Raw genomic sequence first — 21,172 nt, forward strand, 5'->3', positions numbered from 1 at the left:
CCCGGCTCACTCCTCAGGCGCAGGCTTGCGCACCACGATGGGTGGGATCGGTCGAGTGCCGGGAATGTTGATGCGGATGCGCGTGGTGAGAGTGGAAGCCGTGGGGGTGGGCGGGGAGGACGGGTCGCGCCGGGGGCGCTCGGCGGGCTCGAACCACCGTGTGTGGCCCCAGCGGCCGAGTGGATCGCCGTCCGCGTTCGTGCCCCCTGTCAGGGCGGCCGCGACGCGCACGAAGGCTGCCTCCTGGCGCATTCCTGCCTCGGCCAGGTGTTGCACCACGGCCCCGATGTCGCGCAGGGGCCTGGCGCACGCGCCCTTGAGCATCACGACCGTGTCCGCGTTGCCCACCCGAACCGGCGACAGCAGGAGGGGAAGCCGTTCGACGGCACGCAGCCGTCCGGCTTCCAGCAGTGCCTGGTTGGTCAGATGCGGGAGACCGGCCGCCCGCATCGCGGCGATCACATCGAGGAAGGCACCCGTCGCGCGGGTGGCGCCGATGGCGTACACCACCACACGTGCGTCGTCCATGGAAAGGCGGGACAGGACGTCGACGAGACTGTGAGTGGGCCGTCCCGCGCCGGCCTCGGACAAGATGCGCCCGGCCGCCTCTGGCGCATCCATGGCGCGCAACGACTCGAGCGCGGTCAGGAACCGACTCGGCTCGGTGTCCTGAGCCAGCATCCGCCACACGGCCTCGGGCACCGCCTGGCTCCTGCCCTCCCAGGCATCCAGGATCTTGCCGACGAGCGGATCGTGGACGTACTCGCGCCGGGAGCCCACGGAGTTGTCCGGCGAGTTGTCCACCGGGCCCGCCCTGTCGTACGGGACGCCGTCGGCCGAGTTGTCCACGCGGGCCGGAGGGGCGTCGTCGCTGGTCATGGGGTTGTCCGGGCTGGACAACCCGTCCGGTTCGTCCTGCAGCTCCTCCGCGAGCTGTTCCAGGCGTTCGGCACCGTCGTCCAGGATCCGTGAGGCCTTCATCAGGGCGACGTCGATGTCGTCGGACGCGAGGTGAGCGGACGCCGGGGCCGACACGGGCAGGTCCCCTTCAGACAGTTCGTCCGTCTCGGCGGAGAGCCCCTCGTGCGTACCGCGGAGCCGCGCCAGTTCCTCGGTGAGCCGGCGTACCTGCTCGGCCGACTGCTCCGCGAGCCGGTCGGCCTTCTCCCGCTCGGCGCGGGCCCGGGCGAGCTCCGTTTCCGCGTGCGCGCGCTGGGCTTCGCTGTGGTGCAGCCGTTTCTGGACGCCGTCGAGAGCGTCCTGGCCCGCCGGGCGGGTGTGCGCGCGGTCTCGTTGCGCGGTCAGCGTGGAGATGTCCCGATGCAGTTTGTCGACGAGGGCGAGCAGGATCAGCACCATCTGGTTGGCGTCGTTGCGCGCCTTCTCCAGCTCGGCGGCCCGCTCCAACGCCCTCATCAGTTGGTCCGACAGTTCCAGCGACTGCCTTTGCACGCAGACGAGTTCGGCCGTCACGGCTGCGGCGCCGGTTTCCTCCGTTTCCCCAGTCGTCCCGGCGCCCGTCCGTGCCCGCTTCGGACCACGCGGCTCGGTCCCCGACCGCTTGGCGCGCTCAGCTGCTTCGAAGAGCGGCCGTGCGCGGTCCGTCCGCCGCTTGCACTCCGCTTGGTCGCGGGAGCAGATGTCGGCCACCGCTTCCACGAAGTCCCATTGCAGGTTCACACCGGCCAGTCGGCCCGCGACGGTGGACCGGCCGGGCACGACCTTGCTGTTGAAGTGATCGGGGGTCAACTTCTCCACCAGATCGTCGAGTCGCAGGCCGGCGTCGTCCAGCCACTCCCTCAGGAGCCCCGCCAGCTCGTCCGCCTCGCTCGAGCGCCCGCGGAGCGGCGCCCATGGGCGCGTCCGGCGGCCCTTGCCGGTACCGACACCACTGTCCGCGCCGCCCATTTGTCCACTCACTGCGCTGACGACCCCGCACTTGTCCGCACTTGTACGCAGGACTTCCTGGACTAGTGGAGCCGGGAACGGTCGACCAGCACGCTGAATGTGTCGCTCGACACCCCGTCCGCAGCCGACCACGGCTCATACGACGGCGATCCCACGATCCTGAGGAGTCCCCCCATTACCGGCCAACTCAATCACGTGCTGTCCCTTCTCGCACACGGACTGCTCACAGAGCTGCCCGCGCAGCTCGCAACGGCCGCGGTCATGGCCGCGGCGACCGCCGCGTGGCGGTACACGAAACGCCGGGGAGCCGCCGAGGAGCGGGACCGGCCGGACGCCGACGCATGATGCGGGGCCGGGGGGAGAAGGGGCGAAGGTCGGGCCTTCGGGTTCAGGCCGCCGACCGCAGCCCTCTCACGGTGGGCGCCCCGTCCCCCGCACCACCCGGTGCGCGCATGCCGCCGCCAGCAGCTCCCCCAGCAGATCCGGATCTCCGATCTCCAGCCCTAGCAGCGACTCGATCCGCTCCAACCGCTGATAGAGCGACTGCCGGCCGATGTGCAGCAGGGCGGCGGTGCGGGTGGGTGAGCAGCCGTGGCGCAGATGCACCTCAAGGGTGCGGACGAGGTCGCTCGGATGGGCCGCCTCCCACTCCAGCAGCGGGCCCAGCGCGTGCTGGACCATCCCGGCCAGGCGTTCCCGGTTGGCGTCCACTCCGCCGCGTGTCAGCTCCCGTTCGAGGGCCAGCGCACGCGACGACGTCACCAACGGCCCTTCGGGTACGGCCGGTTCGGCGGGTGGAACAGTCAGCGCGAGCTCCAGTGTCGTACGGGCCGCCCGCAGGGTGTCACTCCAGCGCAGCCAGCCGCCGCCCGCGTCGACGGCATGTCCGACGGCGACGGTCAGGCCCGGCTCGGCGGCTGCCGTACGGAAGGCGTCCTGGACCGTGCGTACCGGGTCGCGGCGGGGGCGCGACGTCCCGGGGAGGGCGAGGATTGCCAGTACGTCGCCCGGGAAGGCGGCCCGAAGCACCCCCGCCCCGCCCAGCAGCCGTACGGCACGGTCGACGACCCCGACCTCGCGCGTGCCGTGCGCGGACACGCCGATCAGTTGGGCGCCCGGCCCCGGGTGGAAGCCGGCGAGTGCCGCCCGTGCCTCCACCTCCGGCTGGTTCAGCGCCGCCCGGTCCGCGAGGTCCGCCAGCAGGGCCGCCGTATGGTCTTCGCCCCACCCCCGTACCACCGACTGCCCGGACAGCCCGCGCGCGACGATCGCCCGGTTCGCCGCCTCCGTGATCCGTACGAAGGGCACCACCCGGTGCAGGGCCAGCAGCGGAAGCCCCAACCGTCGGGCCTCGTCGATCACCTCCGCCGGCATCTGCGGCAGGGAGCGGCCGACCTCCACGGCGAGACCGGCGGCATCGCGGGCGGCCAGCTCACGGACGTACCGGCGGCGGACCTCCTCGTCGGGGTCGGTCAGCCCAAAGCCATTGGTGAGGAGCAGCTCGCCACCGTCGAGGAAGTTGGCGCCCTCGTAGACCTCGCTGGAGTGGACCCAACGGACCGGGCGGTCCAGTACGGACTCCCCGGCGAGCAGCTCGGGACCCGCGGCGCGGACGGGGTCGAGGGCCAGTACTTCGCGGAGGGTGAGTGCGGGCACGAGTACCTCCAGGGCGCTGACAGTTCGTCCGCGGGCGGGCTGCCGGGAGAGTACTTTCCGCACGTTGCCCTCGTGTTTCCGCCACAGGAGAGTGGAGGCATGGATCTACCGAACCCGCGCATCTGGCTCGCCACCGCCGTCGCCGAGGCCCGTGCCGGGCTGGCCGAGGGCGGCATCCCGATCGGCGCCGCCCTCTATGGCGCCGACGGCACCCTGCTGGGCCGCGGCCACAACCGGCGGGTGCAGGACGACGACCCCTCGATGCACGCGGAGACGGCCGCGTTCCGGGCGGCGGGTCGGCAGCGGTCGTACCGTGGCACGACGATGGTGACCACCCTCTCGCCGTGCTGGTACTGCTCCGGGCTGGTCCGGCAGTTCGGGATCTCCCGGGTCGTGGTCGGCGAGGCCGCCACCTTCCACGGCGGGCACGACTGGCTGGCGGAGCACGGCGTGGAGATCGTGCTCCTGGACGACCCCGAGTGCGTCGCGATGATGCGCGACTTCATCGAGAAGAACCCGGCTCTCTGGAATGAGGACATCGGTGTCTGAACCCCGTATCCCCACCATCGATCTGCGGCCCTGGCTCGACGGCGACGCCGAGGCCCGCGCGGCCATCGCCCGCACCGTCGACGAGGCCCTCCGGACCGCCGGCTTCCTCCTGGTCACCGGGCACGGTGTGGACCCGGTCCTGCGCACCCGCATCCGGGAGGTGGCCCGTGCCTTCTTCCTCCTCCCGGCGGACGTCAAGCAGCCCTACGCCGTGGAGGTCGGCGCCCGCGGGTGGCTCGGCCCCGGGGCGGAGGCCAACGGCTACTCGGAGGGGACCGAGACCCCGCCGGACCTGAAGGAGTCGCTGAGCTTCGCGACGCACGAGCCCTTCGACGACCCGGTGATCAACGCCGAGTGGTACGCGCCGAACGTGTGGCCGGCCGAGGTGCCCGGGCTGCAGGCGCTGTGCGAGGAGTACCTGACGCGGATGGCCGAGCTGGAGAAGGAGTTGCTGTCCCTGCTCGGCGAGGCCCTGGGCCTCGAACCGGACTTCTTCTCACGGCACATGGACCACCCGACGTACGGCTTCAACATCAACTGGTACCCGGGGATCGAGGTCGTCGGCGAACCGGCGCCCGGCCAGTTCCGCATCGGGCCGCACACCGACTTCGGCACGGTGACGATCCTCGACCGGCAGGCGGGGAAGGGCGGACTGCAGGTCTACACCGACGAAGGAGGGTGGGAGGACGCGCCGTACGATCCGGACGCCTTCACCATCAACATCGGCGACCTGATGGCCCGTTGGACCGGTGACCGGTGGCGGTCGGGCCGGCATCGCGTGCTGCCGCCGCCCGCCGACGCGCCCGCCGAGGAGCTGATGTCCCTCGTCTACTTCGGGGAGTGCACGCCCGGGACGCTCGTGGAGTCCGTGCCCGCGCCGGTCGGGCGGGTGGCGTACGCGCCGGTCTCCTCGCATGTGTATCTGCGGGAGAAGCTGGACTCGATCTCCGTCGGCTGATCACGTCCGGCCCGCCTTCTGCTGATCGCGGCGAACCGTTTCTGAGCAGGGGTTGCCTCGTTGGGCGGGATACCACCCTTTCGGGTGTCCCCCCGCCGCGAACGGAGCCGCCTGTGCGAATCACTGACATCCAGCGCTGCGAGGTCCGGCCCGGACGTCTCGTCGAATGGACGCTCAGCCCGGCGACCGTCGCGACGGCGACCGACCTGCCCGAGGACACACGGCCACCTGCGTACATCCAGGAGTCGCACATCAGGACCGCCCGGTCCGTGCGCGACGGCGGCCTGTTCGTGCCGACCTGGCTCGGCGCCGCCTTCGACATCCCGGGCCGGGCCGACCTCGACGCGCTTCAGGAGGCGCTGCGCGGCTGGACGCTGCGGCACGAGACGCTGCGCAGCGGCTTTCGCTGGTCCGGCGAGCACGGCGACGAGATGCGCCGGTTCACGCTCGACCCCGACGCCGTGTCCCTGCGGCGCGTGGACGTCGGCGACTTCACCGACCCGGCGGCGCTGGTCGGGCACCTCCAAGACCGCTTCGACGCCACGGCGGACGCGCTGCGCTGGCCCAACCTGATCTACACGGCCGTCGTCCGGGACGACTCCACCAGCGTGTACATGGCCTTCGACCACAGCAACGTCGACGGCCACTCCATCCACCGCATCCCCGGCGAGATCCACGAGCTGTACGCGGCGGCCGTCGCGGGCCGGCCGATGGAACTGGGGCCGGTCAGCAGCTACGTCGACTTCTGCGAGATCGAGCGGACGGACGCCGACCGGATCGACGACAGCCACGACATCGTGGCCCGCTGGCGGGAGTTCGTCGGCCGCTGCGACGGCCGGCTGCCGAACTTCCCCGTCGACCTCGGCCTGGACCCCGAAGCCGGGCTGCCCACCCAGAGGTTCCTGCGCGAGCAGCTCACGGACCCGGACACCGCCGCCGCGTTCGACGCGTACTGCCGTCCCTACGGCGGCAGCGCGGTCGGCGTGCTGGCCGCCACCGCCCTCATCGTCCACGAGATCGGCGGCGAGCCCGTCTACCGCACCGTCGTGCCCTTCCACACCCGGGTGAAGTCCCGCTGGTCGGACTCCGTGGGCTGGTACGTGGGCGGCGCCCCCATCGAGATCCCGATGTCCGAGGCCCGCGACTTCCCCAGCGCCCTGCGGACGGTACGCGCCGCGCTGCACGCCAACCGGCACATGGCCCGGATGCCGCTCGCCCGGGTGCTGCGCCTGCTCGGCGCGGACTTCCACCCCACCTCACCCGACCTGTACTCGATCGTCTCCTACGTCGACGCGCGCGGCGTCCCCGGCTCCGGGCGCTGGGCCGACCAGAAGGCGTACGGGCTGATCAGGGTGTCGTACGGCGACCAGGTGTGCGCCTGGATCACCCGGCTCCACGAGGGCCTGTGGTTCGCGAGCCGCTACCCGGACACCGACGTCGCGGGCAAGAACATGCGGCTGTACGTGGAGCGGTTGCGGGACGTCATCGCCTCGACGACCCGGTCGGCGCCGCCACCGGTTTCGTAGGTGTCCCGACAGTTTCGTAACCCAACGGACATCACGCGATCTAGTCCGAACCAACTCCCCCTCCTTACCCTTGAGTTGAGAGCCTTTGGGGGGAGGTGCGGGTGGGCGGACGGTTGCACGGGCGTGGCGCCCTCTTCGACGCGGACCCCGCCGGTCTCGCCGCACGGCTCGTGGGCCTGCGTCCGCACCAGCACCGGACCACGAAGGCCGAGCATCCGCAGGAGCTGCCCTTCGTCGTGCTCACCGGTGCGCGCGGCCTCGGCAAGTCGGCGGTGCTGCGGGAGCTGCGGGACGCCTACAAGGGGCACACCCCGGTCGCGCTGATCGACTGCGGGCACGCCGAGTTCGCCGCCCCGCCGTCCGGGCGGCCCGCCGAGGCCTGGTCCCCGGTGTCGCAGGGCCTGCTGGTGATCGCCGAGCAGCTCGCCGAGCCGGTCACCGGGGCCGGGCGGATCCAGTTCCCGCGGCTGATGTCGGGGCTGGTCGCGGTGGCCGCGGGCGGCTGGCGGGACGCCGACTCCGAGCGCATCCGGCGCGAGGTGGAGCGGATCCTGCTGCTGAACGAGAGCGGGTCGTGGGTCGCCGGGTTCGCGGGGCGGTGGGCCGGGCGGGTCGCCGCCAAGGTGGCCGCTGCGGCGACCGGTGGCGGGCCCCTGCTGTCGTCCGCCGTGGAGGCCACGCTGGAGGCCATCTCCGACAGCGTCGTGCACCGGCGCCGGCAGCGGGCGTCCACCTGGTACCGCGACTACCCGAACGCGGGCGGCAACGCCCGGCGCGGCCTGATGCTGCTCTCCGAACACTTCCGGGCGGGCGGCACCTCCCGCGAGCACGCCGAGCGCTATCTCGTACGGGCCCTGCTCGCCGACCTGGGCGAGGCGTACGCAGGGATGCTGCCCCGGATGCAGCGGATCGGCCGGCCGCTCGTCCTGCTGGACAACGCGCAGTCGGCGCCCGGTCCGGGGCTCGTCGAGGCCGTGCTGCGGGACCGCTCCGAGGGCCTCGCCGACCAGGTGGTGTTCATCGGCGGCCTGCGCGGCGACCGCCGCCCCGCCCTGCGCAACGCCGTCCGCCGCGCCCTGCCCGAGGTCGCCCGGCGCAGCGACTGGACGCCCGACCCGGCCGCCCCCTCCTCACGGGCGCTGCTCGTCTCGCTGCCGCCGCTCAGCCCCGACGACACCCTGCACATCATCGGCGCCGTCTGCGCCGAGGTCCGGGTACCGCCCCAACTCCCGCACGCCACCCACCGTCTGACCGGCGGCAACCCACTCGGTATCGCCCTGCTCGCCGAGTCCGCCGCCCAGCACCTGCCGGGCGCGGCCTCCCTCGGCGAGCTGCTCACCGCGCACGTACGGCTGCGGGAGGACCACGACGGAGAGCCCACCTATCTCGCGCTCCTCGACCGGCTCGTTCCCGCCGACCGCCTCGACGAGCTGACCGTCCTGGCCGCCGCCCACGACCACGACTCCGCCTGCGCCCTGGCCGACGAGCTCCTGCCGGACGACTTCGGCCCGGCGGACGTACGGGCGCTGCAGACCCGGCTCGTGGCGGAGGGACTGCCCGAGGTGCCGGGGCAGTTCGTCGGGGCCCCCTTCGTACGGACCCTGCTGCTGCTCCGGCTGCATCACGGTGCCGCGATGGACGCCGACCACGGACAGTGGCGCAAGGCGCACGAGACGCTGATCGCGTACTACGCCGACGACGACAGCGGGGGCCCGGACGGCCGGGTGCGGTACCGGCTGCATCACGAACTCGCCCTCGGGGCAGCCGAGTCGGCGGTCGCGCACCTGCGGGACACCTTCCACACGATGGACACGCGCGCGTGGCTGCGTTCCCTGCGCTTCATCGCCTCCGCGCCGTACTTCCACGCCCATGACTCCCAGGGCCACGACTTCACCGGCCGGGACGACCGCCGCACCGCCATCGCGCTCGGCCGCACCGACGCCGACCACGAGCCGCCGGCCGGCGTCGACGCCGCGCTGCATCTGCGGACACGGCGGCTGCTGCACGCCGTATGGCAGCTGACCGACCCTCTGACGCTGCCCGACCAGAAGGTGTGCGACCGGCTGCGCTTCGAGCTGGAGCAGTTGTCCAACTTGCGGCCCGCGGGCAACGCGCTGCTGTGGCGGGCCTCGCGGGACTGGCCCGAGGACGCGCTCGCGGGGCGGCCGCTCAGGGTTCCGGACGAGGACGACGAGGACGGGGACGGGGAGGCGTGATGCCGGTGAGAGGTCTCGGGGTGTGGCTGCGGGAGCACGTCTGGGAGATCCCGCTGCGCCGGTACGTCGCCCTGCTCGTCGGCGCCGGGGTGGTGGCCGGGGGCGTCCTCGGCATACGGGTGCTCCTGCACGACGACCGCTCGTGCGCGCCCGGGGTGACGATGCCCGAGGGCAGCGACGAGTGCGTGGGCGTGTCGACGACCGACTACGCCTTCGGCCGGGACCGGCTGCGGGACACCGTACGGGCCATCGACCGGGAGAACCGCTCCATCAAGGGCGACTACGTCACCGTCGCCCTGTTCGAGCCCTTCACCGCGACCGACGCCGACAACCTCAACGACACCCTGCACGAGCTCCAGGGCGCCTATCTCGCGCAGTACCAGGCCAACCACGACTCCAACGGCGAGTCCCCGGCGATCCGGCTGGTGCTGGCCAACCCGGGCGCTACCGGGGAACACTGGAAGCACACGGTCGAGCAGCTGGAGCGGATGGCCGACGGGCCGCAGCGGCTGCGGGCGGTCACGGGCATCGGACTGAGCACCGCGAACAACAAGCTGGCCGTCGAGGAGCTCACCCGGCGCGGGATCCCGGTGGTCGGCACCTCCATCACCGCCGACAACCTCGCCAACGGCCAAAACGGCAAGGACCCTTACCCCGGACTCGCCCGCGTCTCCCCCACCAACACCGACGAGGCCCGGGCCCTGACGTCCTTCGCCAAGGTGAAGGCGGGCGAGGCGGTGCTGGTCTACGACAAGCCGGGCGACCCGTACACAACGACGCTCCAGGAGTCGTTCGAGAAGCTGCTGAAGGGGTCGCCGTACCAGCCGTGGGCGTTCACCCCGCCCGACGACCGCAGCCAGGAGGGCTCCACCGCCAACGACTTCCGGCAGATCACCCACCTCGTCTGCGACACGGCCGAGGAGACCGACACGATCCTCTTCGCCGGCCGCCACACCCAACTGCGCCAGTTCATCAACGCGCTCGGCGAACGCGGCTGCCAGGACCGGGCGTTCACCCTGCTCACCGGGGACGAGGGCTCGTATCTCACCGGCGACAAGGACCTCGACCGGGACGCCCTGAAGCACAGGCTCTCCGTCCGCTACACGGCCCTCGCGCACCCGGACGCCTGGCTGACCAAGAACCCGCCCGCGACCGGCGGTTCCGCCGAGGACGCGCGGCGCCTGGCGGACCTGGTGCGCGCGGCGCAGGAGCCGGAGGCGGAGGGCTCCGGGGCGCGGGGCGGGCAGCGGGTCGGGCCCATCGGCGAGGCCACCCTCGAGGACGGCCAGCTGATCACCGCCTACGACGCGATGACGCTGACCTACCAGGGCATCCGCGAGGCCAAGCCGGACGGCAAGGACGTCCCGACCCTCGCCGACGTCCACGACCAGTGGGAGCTGATGACGGGCTCGCAGCGCGTGAACGGGGCGAGCGGCTGGATCTGCCTGGACAAGCACGGCAACCCGTACGACAAGGCCGTACCGATCGTCGAGGTCACCTCCGAGGGCCGGGCGCGCTTCGTCACCCTGGCGTGGCCGGAGGGGAGGCCACCGGGGAAGGAGTGCCTGCCGCCGGCGTCGTAGCGGTCACGCTTCCCAGGTGTCACGGGCCCGCTTCGAGTACCTCGATCAGCCGCTCGAAGCGCGCCCGCCACCGCTGCTCCGACTCCTCCCCGCCCCGGAACTCATGGGTGAAGCGCAGGGCGCTGCCCGCGTCCCCGTCCCGCTCCAGATGGAACCTGAGCCGGCCGCCGCCCTCCACCGTGTACTCGACGACCCGCTCCACGTCCCACGCGGTGACCCGCCCGGATCCGACGTCACGCAGGGTGACCGCTCCGCCCAGCCGGGGTTCCAGGACGTCGACGGGCGTGAACCACGCCGCGAGCCCCTCCCGCGTCGCCAGCGCCGGCCAGACCGCCTCCATGGGCCGGGGGATCCGCACCAGGAAGTGCAGGATGTGCGTGTTCCCGCGGGCCTGGCCGGCGCCCTGTTCGATGGAACCGCTCATGGCACCAGCCTGACTCCGCCGGGAGCGATGCGCGACCCTTGGGGGCTAGGGCCGCTGACCTGCCTTGGCCCGGTAGAGGGCGGCGGCCTGTGCGGGCGGCATCAGGGACTCGCGGGCGAGGTCGCCGACCAGGACGAAGTCGGCCTTACGCGTCGAAGAGCTGAAGGCCGGTTCCCGTGACTCAGGTCACAGAGAACCGGCCTTCACCGTACGGGGCTTACACCCCGGCGTACGAGTGCTTGCCGGAGACGAAGATGTTCACGCCGTAGTAGTTGAACAGCCAGCAGCCGAAGGCGATGAGGGCCAGGTAGGCGGCCTTGCGGCCCTTCCAGCCGGCCGTGGCGCGGGCGTGCAGGTAGCAGGCGTAGGCGATCCAGGTGATGAAGGACCAGGTCTCCTTGGGGTCCCAGCCCCAGTAGCGGCCCCAGGCGTCGCCCGCCCAGATGGCGCCCGCGATGATCGTGAACGTCCACAGCGGGAAGACGGCGGCGTTGACGCGGTAGGAGAACTTGTCGAGGGACGCCGAGGCGGGCAGCCGGTCGAGGACGGAGTTGGCGAAACGGCCCGGGGTGCCGCCGCTGGCCAGCTTGCTCTCGTAGCTGTCCTTGAAGAGGTAGAGCAGCGTGGAGACGGCGCCGACATAGAAGACCGCGCCGCAGAAGATCGCCGTGGAGACGTGGATGTACAGCCAGTACGAGTGAAGGGCGGGAACCAACTGGTCGCTCGCGGTGTACAAGACAGTGACGGCGAGGCCGAGATCGAGGAGGACCGTGGTGATCAGGAACAGCCCGAGCCAGCGCACGTTCTTCCGCAGCGCGAGCAGCGCGAGGTACACCCCGACGGCGACGGTGGAGAAGGTGATGTTGAACTCGTACATGTTGCCCCACGGCGCCCGCTGCACCGAGAGAGCCCGCGTGAGCACCCCACCGAACTCGATCAGAAACGCGAGGACGGTGAGGGAGATGGCGATCCGCCCGTAGAGGTCGCCCTGCGCGTCCCCGCCATGCGCCCCGGGCCCGTCCGGCACGTCCCGCTGCCCGGCCGTGGCCCGCACGACGACCTTCGGCCGTTCCAGTACGGCGGTGGAGCCGCCCTTCTTCACGGTGACGGCCGGCGCGGCGGCCTTCTCGGCCTTCCCCGGGGTGAGCGCGGCAGCCGTGCGACCGACCTTGCTGCGGCTGCCGAGGAGCCATTCGGCGATGTACGCGAAGAAGGCCAGCGTGTAGACGGCCATCGACGAGTAGATCAGCGTGTTGCTGATGTTCGCGAGGTTTTCGTTGGTGGCGGCGGCCAGCTCGGTCGCGGCGGCGAGAGTCACTTGGGCTCAGCCCCTTCGGCGGGTGCGACTTGGGGGTCGGGGGAGGAAGGATCTGCGGGTTCGTCGTCGGGGTCGGGTGCCCCCGGCGCCTGCTCGTACAGGATCCCGGCGAGGTCGCCGAGTTCCTCGGGGACCTTGGCGGACTCGCTGCGGCCGAGGCCGGCCATCTCGACGACGGTGACACCGTCGGGGCCGGGGGCGGCCCGCACCCATACGCGGCGGCGCTGGATGAAGAGGGAGGCGGCGAGGCCGAAGATCGCGGCGAGGGCACCGGCGAGCGCCCAGCCGCTGCCGGGCTGGCGGGCTACCTGGAAGCCGGCCCACTCCTTGATCTCCTTCTCGAAGGTGATCGAGCCGGCGCCGTTCGGGAGCTTCATGGTCTCGCCGGGCTTGAGGTTCTCGCGGAGCTGCTCGCCCTTGGAGTTCTTGAACCCCTTCAGCTTCTGCTTGTCGAGCTGGTACACGCTCTGCGGGAGCCCGGCGTTGACACCGAGGCTGCCGTGGTAGGCCTCCAGGTTCAGCACCGGGTTCAGCAGCGCCGGGAACTGCGAGACCACCGCGGTGCCGGCGCCGCCGTACGACGGCAGGAAGAACGCCTGGAAGCCGAGTTGGTCCCACTTGCCCTGGGCGTCGCGGTAGCCGTCCATGACCTTGATCGCACCGGTCGAGGTGACATTGCCGTCGAGCGGAAGGAGGGGGACGGCGTCTTGGAAGACGATGGTGCCCTTGCCGTCGCGGACCGTGATGACGGGGGCGTAGCCGTGGCTGACGAGGTAGACCTTCGAGTCGCCGATCTCCAGCGGCTCGTTGACCTTGACGGTGGTCTTCCGGTCCTTGCCGTCGGCGCCCGTGCTGTAGGTGAGGTCGGCCTCGTAGGTGCGCGGGGTGCCGCGGTTGGGGCCGCTCACCTCGTAGGTGCCCTTGAAGTCCTTGAGGGTGAAGCTGAACGGGTCGAGGTCGTCCTGCGAGAAGAGGCTGCCGGCCTTGAAGTCGTCGTACTGGGTGAGGGTGTTGGAGAACCCGTCGCCCTCGACGATCAGCTTGTTGCCCTCGGACTTGAACAACTGGCCCCAGGCGAAGGCGATCAGCATCACGATCAGCGCGATGTGGAAGGCGAGGTTGCCGACCTCGCGCAGATAGCCCTTCTCGGCGGCGACGGCGTCACCTGCGATGGGGGCACCTCCCACGTCTTTAAGACGGTGGGGGAGGCTGCGGAAGCGGCGCTTCTTCAGCAGGGCGAGCGCGGCCTCGCGGACCTGCTCGGGGTCGGCCTCGGTGCGCCAGGTGGTGTAGGCGGGCAGCCGGGTCAGGCGCTTCGGGGCGGCCGGCGGGCGGCTGCGGAGCTGGCCGACGAACTGCCAGGTGCGCGGGACGATGCAGCCGATGAGGGAGACGAACAGCAGGATGTAGATCGCGGAGAACCACACCGAGCTGTAGACGTGGAAGAGGCCGAGCTTGTCGTAGATCGGCGCGAGCGTCTCGTGCGCCTGGCGGAACTCGGCGACCTTCGCCTCGTCGATGCCGGTCTGCGGGATGAGCGAGCCGGGGATCGCGCCGAGCGACAGCAGGAGGAGCAGCAGCAGCGCGACCCGCATCGAGGTGAGCTGCCGCCAGAACCAGCGGGCCCAGCCGATGACGCCGAGGGAGGGCAGGCCGGCGATCTCATCGGCGGGGGCGGTGGAGAGCTGGGAGCCGGCGGCGCCCAGGTCCTCGTCACCGGCGGCCGGGGTCGGCTCGGTTGTCGTCTTGCTCATCGATCAGATCCCCACAGTGAAGCCGTTGGACCAGACCTGCATCTCCTGCACGATGCGGTCCCACGCGCCGGTCAGCAGCAGCACACCGGTCACGATCATCATGGTGCCGCCGATGCGCATCACCCAGACGTAGTGGCGCTTGACCCAGGCGAAGGCGCCGAGGGCCCTGCGGAAGGCTACTGCGGCGAGCACGAAGGGGATGCCGAGGCCGAGGCAGTAGGCGACGGTGAGTATGGCGCCGCGTCCGGCGCTGGCCTCGTTGATGGCGAGCGTCTGCACGGAGGACAGGGTCGGGCCGATGCACGGCGTCCAGCCGATGCCGAAGAGGGCACCGAGGAGGGGGGCGCCGGCCAGCCCGGTGGCCGGCTTGGTGTGGAAGCGGAACTCCCGCTGGGTGAGCCAGGGCATCAGGCCCATGAAGAAGACGCCCATGAGGACCATGAGGACGCCGAGGACCTTCGTCAGGACGTCCTTGTTCTCCTGCAGGGTCGAGCCCCAGTAACCGAACAGCGCCCCGCCGGAGACGAACACGACGGTGAAGCCGAGCACGAAGAGAGAGGCACCGGCGACCATGCGCCCACGCCGGGCCTCGGCCAGGTCGGTGCCGCTGACCCCGGTGACGTACGACAGATAGCCGGGGACGAGCGGCAGGACGCAGGGCGAGAAGAAGGACACGAGCCCGCCGAGTACGGCGATGGGCAGCGCGAGCAGCAGGGCGCCGTTCATCACGGTGCCGTTGTAGGCCGGTTCCGCGGCGAGTGTGAGCACTGCGGTCACCGGTTCACTTCTCCGCGAGAACGGGCTTGATCATGCTGCGCAGCGTCTCCTCGCTGAGGGGCTGCAGCGTGCGCGCCGCGATCCCGCCCTTCCGGTCGATGATGAGCGTGGAGGGGATCGCCTGCGGGTTGAGCGTGCCCTTCTTGAAGCGGAGCATCTGCTTGCCCGTGGGGTCGTACAGGCTCGGGTAGGTGACCCCGAACTCCTTCTCGAAGGCCTGCGCCGGGGTGGTGCTGGTGTCCCGGGTGTTGATGCCGACGAACTCGACGCCCTGGCCCTTGAGGTCCTCGTAGACGGTCTGGAAGTTCTTCGCCTCGGCCCGGCAGGGCGGGCACCACGATCCCCACACGTTGATGACGAGGATCTTGCCCTTGTAGTCGGCGGTGCTGAGCTGCTTGCCGTCGATGGTCTCGCCGGACAGGTCCGGCGCCGCGGCGCGCTTGCCCTGCCCGACCGTGTCGATGCCGTTGCTCCCGGGCACGAAGTTGGCGCCGCCACCGCCGCCCGACGTACCCGATCCGCACGCGGACAGGGTCAGCGCGGCAACGGCGGCGCCGGTGACGGCGAGCAGGGCGGAACGGCTACGGGCGCGACGGGCGGCACTCATGTGAAAAGTTTCGCATGTCCGTTCCGGGGATCTTGCGCACCCCCCTCTCGGACGTAAACCCGCATTTCAGGCGGCGTTTGAGGGGCTCTCGGAGGAGGTCGCCCCAGCGCCGTTGCCGATGCCCTTCAGGAACTCCTTCCACCCACCGAGCGGCTGCTGCCCCTTGCCCAGAGTCCGCAGCTTGGCGAGGACTTCCGGCTTCTGTACGTCCAGCCAGTCCACGAACTGCCGGAAGGAGACGAGCCGTACGTCGGCGCCCTTCTCCTTCTCCCGCGCGATGTGCTTGAAGGCCTGCTCGACGGCGTCCATGTAGATGCCGCCGTTCCACTGCTCGAAGTGGTTGCCGACGAAGAAGGGTGCGCGGTTTGTCTCGTATGCCCGCTTGAAGCCCGCTATGTAGGACTCGGTGGCCTGCTTGCGCCAGCTCGGGTAGTTGTAGGAGGGCGCGTTGGTGGAGTTGATCGACTGGTTCGCGAGCATGTTGTAGTCCATCGACAGGACCTCGAAGCTGCGGCCGGGGAAAGGTATCCCCTGCAGCGGCAGGTCCCACAGCCCCTGCTTCTTCTGCGGCCACACCTGAAGGCCGCCGGACGAGGAGGCGTCGTAACGCCAGCCCAGTTCACGGGCGGTGGGCAGCAGATTGTCCTGGCCGAGGAGGCAGGGCGTACGGCCGCCGACGAGTTCCTTCTCGTAGTCGAAGGGCAGGGACGGCAGGTCGGTCCACCCGCTGTTGGTCCGCCACTCCTTGACGAAGCCCTTGGCCTGGTCGATCTCGCTGCGCCACTGCTTCGGCGTCCAGTTGCCGACGGTGCCGGTGCCGCCGCAGAAGTGGCCGTTGAAGTGGGTGCCTATCTCGTGGCCTTCGAGCCAGGCGCGCCGGACGTTCGTCAGCGTGGCCTTGACGTGCTCGTCGGTGAGGTAGCCGATGTCGGAGGCACCGCGCGGGTTGTTCGGGGGGTCGTAGAGCCGCTTCTTCGACTCGGGCAGCAGATACAGCCCGGAGAGGAAGAAGGTCATGGACGCGTCGTGCTCCTTGGCCAGGTCCAGGAAGCGCGGGAAGAGGCCGTTGCCGACCTCCCCGGCCCCGTCCCAGGAGAAGATGACGAACTGCGGCGGCTCCTGACCGGGCTCCAGCGGCTCGGGCTTGCCGGGCTGGTGCGGCTGCTTGCCGGTGTAGGAGGTGGAGCCGTCGCCTATGGGGCGGGCGCGGTTCGTGTGCGTTCCGGGCTTGTTGGCTCCGCCGTTTCCGGAACCCGAGGACTGGTTCGACCCGTCTGACGACGTGAGAGTGCCGCATCCGGCAAGCCCGACGGTGGCGGCCGCCCCCACACCGAGCCCGATGGCTCCCCTTCGGCTGAAGTTGCCCATGTCCGCCCAATCCGTCGCACTTCTCTGGTGGTCACCCAGTCAGAGGGCGCGACGAACGGGCGGGTTCCTCCGCATCACGGAGGTTTGGCAACAAATATTACAAACGTGTATCAGGCGCCGAATGCCTTGTCCTTCCCCTTCACCGGCTTGGCGCCGGCGCGGAGATGGACGGGCACGAGATCGATGGCGGGCTCGGAGTAGCCGACGGACACGACCCTGTCGCCCTGGTACGTGAAGCTCGTCAGGGACGCGAGCGTGCACTGCCGCTTGCGCGGGTCGTGCCACAGCCGCCGCTTCTCGACATAGCTCCGCACGATCCAGATCGGCAGCTGATGGCTGACCAGCACGGCCTCGCGCCCCCGCGCCTGATCCTTGGCGGAGTCGAGCGCCCCCATCATCCGTACGACCTGGTCGACGTACGGCTCACCCCAGGACGGCTTGAAGGGGTTGACGAGGTGCTTCCAGTTCTCCGGCTTCTTGAGCGCCCCGTCGCCCACCCCGAAGGTCTTGCCCTGGAAGACGTTGTCGGCCTCGATGAGCCGCACGTCGGTCGCGAGGTCCAGCCCGTGCGCCTTGGCGATCGGCGTCGCGGTCTCCTGCGCCCGCTCCAGCGGGGAGGCGCAGACGTAGGCGACGTCACGGGAGGCGAGATGCTCGGCGACCCGGTCGGCCATCTGCCGCCCGAGCTCGGAGAGGTGGTACCCGGCGAGACGGCCGTAGAGGATCCCGTCCGGGTTGGCGACCTCGCCGTGCCGCATGACGTGGACGACGGTGATGTCGCTGTCGCTCTTGTTGCTGTCGCTCTTGCTGTTGATGTCGTTGGTCATGGCGTTCTCGGTCATGCCGCCGTGGCCTCCGCCGCCGCTCGGGCCGCCGCCGGGAGGGCGTCGGCGATCCGCTGGACGGCCCGCTCGTCGTGGGCCGTGGAAACGAACCAGGACTCGAAGGACGAGGGCGGCAGATAGACGCCCTGCGCCAGCATCGAGTGGAAGAAGGCGTTGAAGCGGAAGGACTCCTGCCGCTTGGCGTCCTCGTAGGTGCGGACCTCCCGGTCCGTGAAGAAGACGGAGAACATGTTGGAGGCGTTCTGCACCCGGTGCACGACGCCCTCCTTGGTGAGGGCCTCGGTGACGAGCGACTGGATGCTCTCCGACACCGCGTCGACCTTGTCGTACGCCGCCTGGTCGAGAAGCCGCAGCTGGGCGAGGCCGGCGGCGGTGGCGATCGGGTTCCCGGACAGGGTGCCGGCCTGGTAGACGGGCCCGGCGGGCGCGAGGTGCGCCATCACATCCGCACGCCCACCGAAGGCGGCGGCGGGGAAGCCGCCCCCCATCACCTTCCCGAAGGTCATCAGGTCGGGCTTGACCCCGTCGATGCCGTACCACCCGGCGCGACTGGTCCTGAACCCCGTCATGACCTCGTCGGAGATGAAGAGGGCGCCGTTCTTGCGGCAGGCGTCCTTGAGTCCCTCGTTGAAGCCGGGCAGCGGCGGGACGACGCCCATGTTGCCGGGCGAGGCCTCGGTGATCACGCAGGCGATCTCACCGGGGTAGCGGTGGAAGGCCTCGTGGACGGACTCGAGGTCGTTGTAAGGGATGACGATGGTGTCGCCGGCCTGGGCGCCGGTGACGCCCGGGGTGTCGGGAAGGGCGAAGGTGGCAACCCCGGACCCGGCCGCGGCGAGCAGCGAGTCGACGTGCCCGTGGTAACACCCGGCGAACTTGATCACCTTGGACCGCTGGGTGAACCCGCGGGCGAGCCGGATGGCGGACATGGTGGCCTCGGTGCCACTGGAGACGAGCCGCACCTGGTCGACGGGCTCGATCCTGGCGACGATCTCCTCGGCGAGCTCGACCTCGCCCTCCCCCGGCGTACCGAAAGAGGTACCGCGGGAGACGGCGTCCTGGACGGCGGCGATGACCTCAGGGTGGGAGTGCCCGAGGATCATGGGCCCCCACGAGCAGACGAGGTCGACGTACTCGCGCCCGTCGGCGTCGGTCAGATACGGACCGGCGCCGGACACCATGAACCGGGGCGTACCGCCCACGGCGCGGAAGGCGCGGACCGGGGAGTTCACGCCGCCGGGTGTGACGGCGGCCGCACGGTCGAACAGAGCCTGCGAGGCAGGCGCATCGTATGGATAGGGCGTACCTGAAGAGGGCGCTTCGCTCATGACCTGCGACTACTCCGACCTTCTCTGACCTTCTCCGATGATCTCGGACTCCGGTTGCCAGTGACCTCCTCAGGGTAGGCCAGCGGGCGGGGACGGCAGCGGGGGCCACTGACCGCGCTCTCCTGCACGCTCTTGCGCACCCCCTCCCTCTCCACCCCCTCCGCTCTCCTTCACCACCGCTCCCTGTCCGGGATCTGCGAGACTGGACGTGATACACACAGCTCATGCGGGGTGTGGTGGTCGGAGACTGAAAAGATCCTGCGGACAGGTGTTTCAGCGCACGTTTCGGCGGGCGGCCGTGGGGGAGGTCACTGACACGATGATCGGGTTGCGCGGCGGGGGCCACGCGTCCTAGAAAAGCAGTCGGGTGGAGATATGCATCGCGGTGGCGGACTGGGCGAGGGGACTGATGACCTGGGTCCTCGACGTGCCCGGGGAGGAAAGCACCGGCGCGACGCGGAGGATTCGAACGAACCACGTCAGGGACACGTAGTACCGGATATGCCGGGTGTACCGAACGAGTCAGAGCGGGCCGACCGACGCAGTGATCGGGATCGGCTGAGGGTGAGCAGGAATGGTGGTCGGGTGGGGGTGACGTACAAGTACTTCGGCGCGCCCGACGGCGCGACCGCGGCCCGGGTCCCCATCTCGATGCGCCCCGAAGAACTCGGCGGCGACGAACTCGGCATGAACGGCATGTTCACCAAGATCAAGCCGGAGACCATGGCCGCGATGGTCCTGACGGGCATCGAAGGCGTCCCCCTGCACAAGGTCCCGCCACTGGAACTGGTCGTCCTGCACCCCGACTACGCGGTGGTCAAGCTCCCGATGACGGTGGTGGACCCGCTGCGGGGCATAGGAGAGGAAGCGGTCGGGGCGGCCGCCTTCATCTGGTCGACTGTGCCGGATCGGGGTGGACCCCGGGATGCGTTCAACGTGTATCAGTTGCTGCACGAGTGGCAGGACTTCTCGCACCGGCTTCATGAGGCGGGGCATCAGCCGTACTGTCTTGTGTGGCCGTGACCTGGGGTTTCACCGGTAGCGGGCGGGGTCTTCGGGCCTCGCCCTTTTTGGTGCGCACCTCCGCCCACAGCGGCAGGGCCGGCGTCTCCAGGGCGAGGAATGGCACCGAACACCCGTCAGGGGTTCACCCGATCCTCCGAACCTTGCCGCGGAGCGCACGCGCTCAAGGGCCGCGCGCAGCCCGCATCTCGCCACCAGGCCCCCTGGCGTAGCCTCGGAATGAACGGCATGCCGGCATTCGAACCGGAGGTCGGAGGAATGAACCCCCACCTGCGCGGTGCCGCCATCGTCGTGGCCGCTCTGTCTCTGACCGTGGGCCTCGGCGCCTGCGCAACCACCCGGGACTCCGGCGCAAACACCTCCGGCGAGGGCGGCATGAAGATCGGCCTGCTCCTCCCGGAGAACCAGACCGCTCGCTACGAGCAGTTCGACCGGCCTCTTGCCGAGAAGAAGATCAAGGAACTCTGCGGCGGCTGCGCGGTGGAGTACGCCAATGCCCGCGGGGATGTGGCCACCCAGATCCGGCAGATGGACTCCATGATCAACAACGGGGTCGACGTGGTGATCCTCGGCGCCGTCGACATCAGGTCCCTCCGCTCCGCGGTCGGCGAGGCGCGGGATGCGGATGTTCCCGTCGTCGCCTACGACCGGCCCGTCGAGGGTCCGGTCTCGGCCTACGTCTCCTATGAGAGCAGGACCATTGGCAAGGTCCAGGGCGAGGCCCTCCTCAAGGCTCTGGGCGGCAAAGCGAACGGCGGCCAGATCGTCAGGGTGGAAGGCCCCGCGATGACTCCTGACGCGATCTTCGTCCTGAAGGGCAAGGTGAAGATCAAGACCTACCAGGCCCCGGCATGGGACGCCGGCGAGGCCAACGCCCTCATGTCCCGTGCCGTCGCCGAGCTCGGCGCCGACAACATCGACGGCGTCTGGGCCGCCAACGACGCCATGGCCACCGGCGCCATCTCGGCCCTCAGAGCCGCGCACATCAAGCCGCTGCCGCCCGTCGCCGGCCAGGATGCCGAACTCTCGGCCGTGCAGCGCATTGTGAGCGGCGCTCAGTACTCGACCGTCTACAAGCCCTACAAACCCGAAGCGGACGCCGCCGCCGAGCTGGCCGTCGCCCTGGGACGCGGTGAAAGCATCGACGGCCTGGCCAAGGACAGGATGAACACCGCCACCACCAGGAACATCCCGGCCGTCCTGCTCCAAGCGAGCTCCGTGACCGCCGACAACGTCGGGAGCACCGTCGTCAAGGACGGGATGCACACGATTGATCAGATCTGCACCCCGAAGTACCGGCCCGCTTGCGAGGCGGCCGGACTCACCCCGTAA

18 protein-coding genes are annotated in these 21,172 nt (G+C 70.4%); 8 read left to right on the forward strand and 10 right to left on the reverse strand.

What is annotated here, in order from left to right; genetic code table 11:
• Positions 1-6: 6 nt before the first annotated feature.
• A complete protein-coding gene (locus BLU79_RS10750) occupies positions 7-1,908 on the reverse strand; it encodes a hypothetical protein (RefSeq protein WP_093905408.1) in 1,902 nt (633 codons plus the stop codon).
• Between the two features lie 195 nt (positions 1,909-2,103).
• Between BLU79_RS10750 and BLU79_RS48145 the strand changes: the two genes are divergently transcribed.
• Positions 2,104-2,253 (forward strand): hypothetical protein, encoded by a 150-nt coding sequence (locus BLU79_RS48145; RefSeq protein ID WP_177000963.1) that lies wholly within the window; start codon positions 2,104-2,106, stop codon positions 2,251-2,253.
• Positions 2,254-2,319: 66 nt separating this feature from the next.
• On the opposite strand, the gene BLU79_RS10755 is transcribed toward BLU79_RS48145, so the two are convergent.
• The gene (locus BLU79_RS10755; protein WP_093905409.1) at positions 2,320-3,564 is read right to left on the reverse strand and encodes a PucR family transcriptional regulator; all 1,245 of its coding nucleotides are present in this window, start codon (positions 3,562-3,564) and stop codon (positions 2,320-2,322) included.
• A gap of 99 nt (positions 3,565-3,663) precedes the next feature.
• On the opposite strand from BLU79_RS10755, the gene BLU79_RS10760 reads away from it, so the two are divergent.
• The 5 genes from BLU79_RS10760 to BLU79_RS10780 all read left to right on the forward strand — a co-directional run bounded on the left by BLU79_RS10760 (position 3,664) and on the right by BLU79_RS10780 (position 10,396).
• Positions 3,664-4,113: a nucleoside deaminase gene (locus tag BLU79_RS10760; RefSeq protein ID WP_093905410.1), complete on the forward strand. Its 450-nt coding sequence runs from the start codon at positions 3,664-3,666 to the stop codon at positions 4,111-4,113.
• Positions 4,094-5,071: an isopenicillin N synthase family dioxygenase gene (locus BLU79_RS10765; RefSeq protein ID WP_093905411.1), complete on the forward strand. Its 978-nt coding sequence runs from the start codon at positions 4,094-4,096 to the stop codon at positions 5,069-5,071. The genes BLU79_RS10760 and BLU79_RS10765 overlap by 20 nt, the downstream gene beginning before the upstream one ends.
• Before the next feature lie 113 nt (positions 5,072-5,184).
• Positions 5,185-6,597: a condensation domain-containing protein gene (locus BLU79_RS10770; RefSeq protein ID WP_093905412.1), complete on the forward strand. Its 1,413-nt coding sequence runs from the start codon at positions 5,185-5,187 to the stop codon at positions 6,595-6,597.
• Positions 6,598-6,692: 95 nt separating this feature from the next.
• Positions 6,693-8,813, forward strand: coding sequence for a hypothetical protein (locus tag BLU79_RS10775; protein ID WP_093905413.1), 2,121 nt, complete (start codon positions 6,693-6,695; stop codon positions 8,811-8,813).
• The gene (locus BLU79_RS10780; RefSeq protein WP_093905414.1) at positions 8,813-10,396 is read left to right on the forward strand and encodes a type 1 periplasmic-binding domain-containing protein; all 1,584 of its coding nucleotides are present in this window, start codon (positions 8,813-8,815) and stop codon (positions 10,394-10,396) included. Before BLU79_RS10775 ends, BLU79_RS10780 begins: the two co-directional genes overlap by 1 nt.
• A gap of 19 nt (positions 10,397-10,415) precedes the next feature.
• On the opposite strand, the gene BLU79_RS10785 is transcribed toward BLU79_RS10780, so the two are convergent.
• The 8 genes from BLU79_RS10785 to hemL form a co-directional block, all read right to left on the reverse strand.
• Positions 10,416-10,820 carry an SRPBCC family protein gene (locus BLU79_RS10785; RefSeq protein ID WP_093905415.1) on the reverse strand — a complete coding sequence of 135 codons (405 nt, stop codon included), beginning with the start codon at positions 10,818-10,820 and terminating at the stop codon, positions 10,416-10,418.
• A 217-nt stretch (positions 10,821-11,037) separates the two neighbouring features.
• A complete protein-coding gene (gene ccsB / locus BLU79_RS10790; RefSeq protein WP_093905416.1) occupies positions 11,038-12,138 on the reverse strand; it encodes a c-type cytochrome biogenesis protein CcsB in 1,101 nt (366 codons plus the stop codon).
• A complete protein-coding gene (locus tag BLU79_RS10795) occupies positions 12,135-13,892 on the reverse strand; it encodes a cytochrome c biogenesis protein ResB (protein WP_093905417.1) in 1,758 nt (585 codons plus the stop codon). The genes ccsB and BLU79_RS10795 overlap by 4 nt, the downstream gene beginning before the upstream one ends.
• 3 nt (positions 13,893-13,895) lie before the next feature.
• On the reverse strand, positions 13,896-14,669 hold the full coding sequence (locus tag BLU79_RS10800; RefSeq protein ID WP_177000965.1) for a cytochrome c biogenesis CcdA family protein: 774 nt from the start codon (positions 14,667-14,669) through the stop codon (positions 13,896-13,898).
• A 4-nt stretch (positions 14,670-14,673) separates the two neighbouring features.
• Positions 14,674-15,276, reverse strand: coding sequence for a TlpA family protein disulfide reductase (locus tag BLU79_RS10805; protein ID WP_093905418.1), 603 nt, complete (start codon positions 15,274-15,276; stop codon positions 14,674-14,676).
• A 66-nt stretch (positions 15,277-15,342) separates the two neighbouring features.
• The gene (locus BLU79_RS10810) at positions 15,343-16,644 is read right to left on the reverse strand and encodes a polysaccharide deacetylase family protein (RefSeq protein WP_093905419.1); all 1,302 of its coding nucleotides are present in this window, start codon (positions 16,642-16,644) and stop codon (positions 15,343-15,345) included.
• Between the two features lie 110 nt (positions 16,645-16,754).
• Positions 16,755-17,486, reverse strand: a complete 732-nt coding sequence (locus BLU79_RS10815) for a histidine phosphatase family protein (protein WP_371131840.1) — start codon at positions 17,484-17,486, stop codon at positions 16,755-16,757.
• Positions 17,483-18,817: a glutamate-1-semialdehyde 2,1-aminomutase gene (gene hemL, locus BLU79_RS10820; protein ID WP_093905420.1), complete on the reverse strand. Its 1,335-nt coding sequence runs from the start codon at positions 18,815-18,817 to the stop codon at positions 17,483-17,485. The genes BLU79_RS10815 and hemL overlap by 4 nt, the downstream gene beginning before the upstream one ends.
• A gap of 585 nt (positions 18,818-19,402) precedes the next feature.
• Here hemL and BLU79_RS10830 point away from each other — a divergent pair.
• On the forward strand, positions 19,403-19,840 hold the full coding sequence (locus BLU79_RS10830) for a hypothetical protein (RefSeq protein WP_003974483.1): 438 nt from the start codon (positions 19,403-19,405) through the stop codon (positions 19,838-19,840).
• A 228-nt stretch (positions 19,841-20,068) separates the two neighbouring features.
• On the forward strand, positions 20,069-21,172 hold the full coding sequence (locus BLU79_RS10835; protein WP_256333242.1) for a substrate-binding domain-containing protein: 1,104 nt from the start codon (positions 20,069-20,071) through the stop codon (positions 21,170-21,172).

The sequence above is a fragment of the Streptomyces sp. cf386 genome (genome assembly GCF_900103585.1).
In the GTDB taxonomy this organism is placed as follows: domain Bacteria; phylum Actinomycetota; class Actinomycetes; order Streptomycetales; family Streptomycetaceae; genus Streptomyces.

Excerpts from the sequence above, each read along its gene's own strand:
- BLU79_RS10785 (WP_093905415.1), bottom strand. The coding sequence starts at position 10,820 with ATGAGCGGTTCCATCGAACAGGGCGCCGGCCAGGCCCGCGGGAACACG.
- BLU79_RS10810 (WP_093905419.1), bottom strand. The coding sequence starts at position 16,644 with ATGGGCAACTTCAGCCGAAGGGGAGCCATCGGGCTCGGTGTGGGGGCG.
- BLU79_RS10750 (WP_093905408.1), bottom strand. The coding sequence starts at position 1,908 with ATGGGCGGCGCGGACAGTGGTGTCGGTACCGGCAAGGGCCGCCGGACG.
- BLU79_RS10815 (WP_371131840.1), bottom strand. The coding sequence starts at position 17,486 with ATGACCGAGAACGCCATGACCAACGACATCAACAGCAAGAGCGACAGC.
- BLU79_RS10795 (WP_093905417.1), bottom strand. The coding sequence starts at position 13,892 with ATGAGCAAGACGACAACCGAGCCGACCCCGGCCGCCGGTGACGAGGAC.
- BLU79_RS10835 (WP_256333242.1), top strand. The coding sequence starts at position 20,069 with ATGCCGGCATTCGAACCGGAGGTCGGAGGAATGAACCCCCACCTGCGC.
- BLU79_RS10765 (WP_093905411.1), top strand. The coding sequence starts at position 4,094 with ATGAGGACATCGGTGTCTGAACCCCGTATCCCCACCATCGATCTGCGG.
- BLU79_RS10760 (WP_093905410.1), top strand. The coding sequence starts at position 3,664 with ATGGATCTACCGAACCCGCGCATCTGGCTCGCCACCGCCGTCGCCGAG.
- BLU79_RS10780 (WP_093905414.1), top strand. The coding sequence starts at position 8,813 with ATGCCGGTGAGAGGTCTCGGGGTGTGGCTGCGGGAGCACGTCTGGGAG.
- hemL (WP_093905420.1), bottom strand. The coding sequence starts at position 18,817 with ATGAGCGAAGCGCCCTCTTCAGGTACGCCCTATCCATACGATGCGCCT.
- BLU79_RS10805 (WP_093905418.1), bottom strand. The coding sequence starts at position 15,276 with ATGAGTGCCGCCCGTCGCGCCCGTAGCCGTTCCGCCCTGCTCGCCGTC.